This is a genomic window from Candidatus Hydrogenedentota bacterium, assembly GCA_019695095.1.
Lineage (GTDB): Bacteria > Hydrogenedentota > Hydrogenedentia > Hydrogenedentales > SLHB01 > JAIBAQ01.
This window is the reverse complement of record JAIBAQ010000316.1, coordinates 1-4396: the sequence shown is the minus strand read 5'-3', so window position 1 is coordinate 4396 and position 4396 is coordinate 1. Positions and strand designations below refer to the sequence as shown.

The window sequence follows — 4396 nt, the reverse complement described above, 5'->3', positions numbered from 1 at the left end:
CTTCTGAGTCAACATCCGGATACGGATATTGTGCTGATGGATATCATGATGCCGGAAATGGATGGCTACGAAACGACGCGCACCATCCGCGAGATTCAACGATTCAAGAATCTGCCGGTGATTGCTCTAACAGCCCGTGCGATGAAAGGTGATCGGGAGAAATGCCTCGAAGCCGGCGCTTCCGACTACATCGCAAAGCCTGTCGACCTCGATCACTTGTTCAGTGTGCTTCGTGTTTGGGTCACTAACACACAGGTAAACAGAGCGGGTGCCTAAGATGAACACCACGGGAGTTGACCGAGTATCTCGATCGTTCGACCAGAAGGGCGGAAACGAATCCTCTTCCAAGCGGAAGATTCGCCTGTTGCTGGTGGACGACAATCCGGACACATTGGTCTCGCTCGAGGCAACACTGCAGGGGCTTGCCGACGAACTATTAATGGCAGGATCGGGAGCCGAGGCCCTACGACACGTACTCGAGGATGATGATTTCGCAGCGATCCTGCTGGACGTGAAGATGCCGGAGATGGACGGATTTGAAACAGCGGAACTCATCCGCTCCAGGTGGCGTAACCGCCATACGCCGATCCTATTCCTTACGGGCTATCGCAGCGACGCCCAGTTATTTCGGGGCTATGACTTGGGCGCCGTGGATTTTCTGTTCAAGCCGATTGTGCCGGAAATTCTCCGTTCGAAAGTATCGGTGTTCGTAGAACTCGCGCGCAACACGCAGTTGCTACGCGAACAGACCGAGGTGCTCACGAAGGCTGAGCAGAAGTTCCGCTCGCTGCTCGAGGCTGCCCCGGATGCGACCGTCATTACTCACGCCGACGGTGAGATCACGCTGGTCAATTCAAGGACGCTTGAATTGTTCGGGTATGAACGCGGGCGGCTTCTTGGCCATCAGATTACAATTCTGGTGCCGGCCTGGCCGTTCTCGAACGAATTTGCGAGGTCGTCCGCAGCCGTACTGGCTGCCAATCGCGAAACGGCGCAGTTAGTTGGTGTGCGCCGCGACGGAACTACCTTTCCGGTGGAGTTAAGCGTAAGTCCCCTCGAGACGAAAGAGGGGGTTCTGATTACGACGGTGATCCGCGATATTACCGAGAGGCGGGAAGCGGAATCGAAGATCATGAGCCTGAATTCGGAACTGGAGCGCCGCGTCGCCGAAAGAACAGCCGAATTACTTCGATCGAACGAAGCATTGCGCCAGTTTGCCTGGGCTGCCAGCCACGATTTGCAGGAGCCGCTGCGCATGGTAATCAGTTTCAGCCAGATGCTGTCGCGAGAGCAGCCCGACCTCAGTCAACGATCGCGTGAGTTTCTCGGCATAGTACAAAGCGGCGCGCTACGTATGAATGAGTTACTAGCGGCGTTGCGGCAGTATATGCAGGCATCGGAGGCAGGCCAATATGAGCGTCAGGTGGTGGACAGCAACCTCGCATTGTGCAAAGCCATTGCACTGCTGCCGGAAGCGATTCAGCAATCGGGGGCTCGGATGCATTGCGGAGATCTGCCGGCTGTAATGGGAGTGGAGGTACTGCTGATACAGGTATTTCAGAATCTGATTGGAAACGGAATCAAATACCGCCGGGAGGATACGCCAGAAATCGAAATTACGGGTGAGATCAAGGGGAGGGAGTGCATCATCACGGTGAGGGACAACGGAATCGGCGTTGAAGCGCCATATCAGGAACGCATCTTTGGGGTATTCCGGCGTTTGCATCCAAATCGGTACCCCGGCACAGGCATTGGCCTTGCGATCTGCAAGACGGCGGTGGAACGAATGGGTGGCCGGATCTGGGTCGAGTCGCAGCCGGGTGTTGGTTCGTCGTTCAAGTTCTCTCTACCCGCAGCGGGATGACATCACATGGAGCTCGAAATGACACTCAAGAGGATTGTTCTTGTTGAAGATAACCCGCACGATTTGTTTCTGGTCAAGGAAGCACTACGCGCCCGCAGCATAGAAGCGGAGCTGACGTGCTTCAGCGACATACCGGAGGCTTTGTCCGCACTCCGAGACGACAACTTCCCTACCCCGGATGCGGTGTTGCTTGACCTGAATCTGCCGCGAGGCGAAGGGGTCGAAGTATTGGAGACAGTGCGCCACGCGCCGCGAATGGCCGGCGTGCCGGTTGCCGTCCTGACGTCATCAGAATCACCGCGGGACCGTGACCGCGCTTCGCGCCTGGGAATCAGCGCTTACATCATCAAGCCGGTGGAACTGGATGCATTCTTCGAGAACGTAGGCTCAGCTGTTGAACGCTTGCTCTCGCCTAGAGTTGGAGTTGGTAGCAGCGAGGTCCGGGGCAGTTCGAGGTGAGTCCGGTTCCCGACCCGGTCAGGCGTTTCATAGAAGCGGCCATCGATTCGGTACCGGAACTGGAATGCCTACTGCTGCTTTTTCGATTCGAAGATCATAGTTGGACAGCCGTTGAGCTCGCAGACAGGCTATATCTCTCACCTGAAGTGGCTTCGGCCATCGTTGCGGACCTGAAGAGTAAACGGTTGGTCGCAGCCGTCAATGATACCGAGGTTGTCCGCTACCGCTTTAGGCCCGAGACGGCCGAACTACGAGAAACAACAATCCAGTTGGAGCAGGCATATCGCTCGCATTTGATGCTCGTAACTCAGATGATCCACTCTAAAGCGCCCCGAGCTGTACTAGAATTTGCGCGCGCGTTTCGTGTGACGAAGGACAAGAAATGATCCCCGGCATCATCCATATTCTCTGTGCGCTGACCATGGCTGCATGCGCATATCTGCTCTTGCGAGCTTTCGGGCGGAACCATGTACCGCTGCTGCTATGGAGCGGCATCTGTTTCTGTTTTCTGTGTATCTCGAATGCGCTGGTCTTCGTAGACCTTATTCTTGTGCCACACGTCGATCTTCACCCGGTTCGCCTGATGTGCGGCATCGCAGGCATGGGTTCGCTTTTATATGGATTGATTTGGGAGAGCAACTAAGGTATGCGCGTCCTAATAACCTTCCTGCTCGGCGTTCTGAGTGCAACATCTGTGTGTGCGTGCCTATATTTTCTCAAGTTCTGGACAAAAACAAGGGACCGGCTCTTTCTCGCCTTTTCGGTTTTCTTTGGCGCGGAAGCAATCAGCCGATGCGTGGTTGCCTGCCTCGAGAAACCCGGCGAGGGTGTGCCGGCCCTCTATTTTCTACGCTTCGTAACGGCTTCGTTGATCGTACTTTCGATCTGGCGCAAAAACCTCTGACGGTCACTCCACCATCATTGGTTCATACGGCCCCATCGTTACCACCTTACCGGACGCTAACTTGACGGTTGCGGGTTTGCCGTTGAAGTTCAGCATGGCAACCTTGCCGTTCTCCAGAACACTCCAGAAGACGGTATTGGGCTTATCCATCTTAGCCGCCGCTCGCACCCTGGGGTTGACGGATTCCGTACGGGTGATGATATCGCGTACGAATTCCGCGAAATAGCCGGATGGAATCAGGTCGCCGTGCCACACGATGGCGCGTCCCTTGCCGGTGTCGCCCGCTAACCAGCGGTCACAGATCGACGAGTCGCCTTCGACCGTGATCGGGTTGCCCCGCGAGCGCGGTCCAAAGATTACGGTACCGCCGTTACGAACCCATTGGTCGATGCGTTCAAGAACCGGCTTTTCCGTGACAGGTCCCCAGGCAAATACGAGGATTTTGTAGCGCGGGAGTGCTCCGTCGGAAATCATCTGCTCGCTCACATAATCGAAGTCGAAGAGTTCGCGGAATGCACGGGCCACGGTGAAGAAGGTCGAGCCCCAGCGGTAGCGGACCACTTCGTCATCGAGCTTGAGCGCCGTGTCGGAGTAGAAAGCACCCACTTCGATCACGGGCTTGGCGCGCTGGTCGAGTAACTTGCCATGCTTCATCCACGCATCGATTGCCTGATCGTTCGCGGTAAGGTTGCCAAGGTAATAGAACAGGTGGACCGCACCGGTGCTGACCGCGTTGTACAGGCGGGCCATGACGCCGCGCATGCTGCCGAAGCCGCCGGGTTCGTACCCCAGTTGTGCTCCGTAGAACCGCGCGGCAGACGCAGCCATGCGAGTAATCGTGAAATTATCGGGATAATCGTCGCTTTCGTTGGTCAGGCGGATGCCGCCTTTGATGCGCGCCATACTGCGGGCCTGGTAGGAGTAATCGGTCCCGATCTGCACCGGGCCCCAACCGCCGGACGATTGGTGTATCTGCGTGTTCGGCAACGCTTCGCGCGACCAGATAGCCCACTTCTCGCACCAATCGCTCATCGCGCCCATGTACCAATTAGCGAAGTCGATGCGCTGGCGCTTGGTCATGGCGGTTTCGGGGAGGAAGGTCTCGACCTGGTCAAAGGATGTGAATTTCGCCTCCCAGGCTTCGTTCAGCTTGGCGATGTCGCCGTATT

At 56.4% G+C, this 4396-nt stretch carries 7 protein-coding genes; 6 read left to right on the top strand and 1 reads right to left on the bottom strand.

The window, feature by feature from the left end:
- The 6 genes from K1Y02_25585 to K1Y02_25560 form a co-directional block, all read left to right on the top strand.
- The coding region (locus K1Y02_25585; GenBank protein MBX7259753.1) for a response regulator at positions 1 to 276 on the top strand (276 nt) is incomplete at its 5' end.
- A gap of 1 nt (position 277) precedes the next feature.
- On the top strand, positions 278 to 1864 hold the full coding sequence (locus K1Y02_25580) for a PAS domain S-box protein (GenBank protein MBX7259752.1): 1587 nt from the start codon (positions 278 to 280) through the stop codon (positions 1862 to 1864).
- An 18-nt stretch (positions 1865 to 1882) separates the two neighbouring features.
- Positions 1883 to 2323: a response regulator gene (locus tag K1Y02_25575; protein ID MBX7259751.1), complete on the top strand. Its 441-nt coding sequence runs from the start codon at positions 1883 to 1885 to the stop codon at positions 2321 to 2323.
- Positions 2320 to 2709 (top strand): hypothetical protein, encoded by a 390-nt coding sequence (locus tag K1Y02_25570; protein ID MBX7259750.1) that lies wholly within the window; start codon positions 2320 to 2322, stop codon positions 2707 to 2709. The genes K1Y02_25575 and K1Y02_25570 overlap by 4 nt, the downstream gene beginning before the upstream one ends.
- Positions 2709 to 2966 (top strand): hypothetical protein, encoded by a 258-nt coding sequence (locus K1Y02_25565; protein ID MBX7259749.1) that lies wholly within the window; start codon positions 2709 to 2711, stop codon positions 2964 to 2966. The genes K1Y02_25570 and K1Y02_25565 overlap by 1 nt, the downstream gene beginning before the upstream one ends.
- 3 nt (positions 2967 to 2969) lie before the next feature.
- Complete coding sequence (locus tag K1Y02_25560; GenBank protein MBX7259748.1) at positions 2970 to 3227, top strand: hypothetical protein; 258 nt, start codon at positions 2970 to 2972, stop codon at positions 3225 to 3227.
- Between the two features lie 3 nt (positions 3228 to 3230).
- Here K1Y02_25560 and K1Y02_25555 read toward each other — a convergent pair.
- Positions 3231 to 4396: hypothetical protein (locus K1Y02_25555; GenBank protein MBX7259747.1), on the bottom strand; the 1166-nt coding region annotated here is incomplete at its 5' end.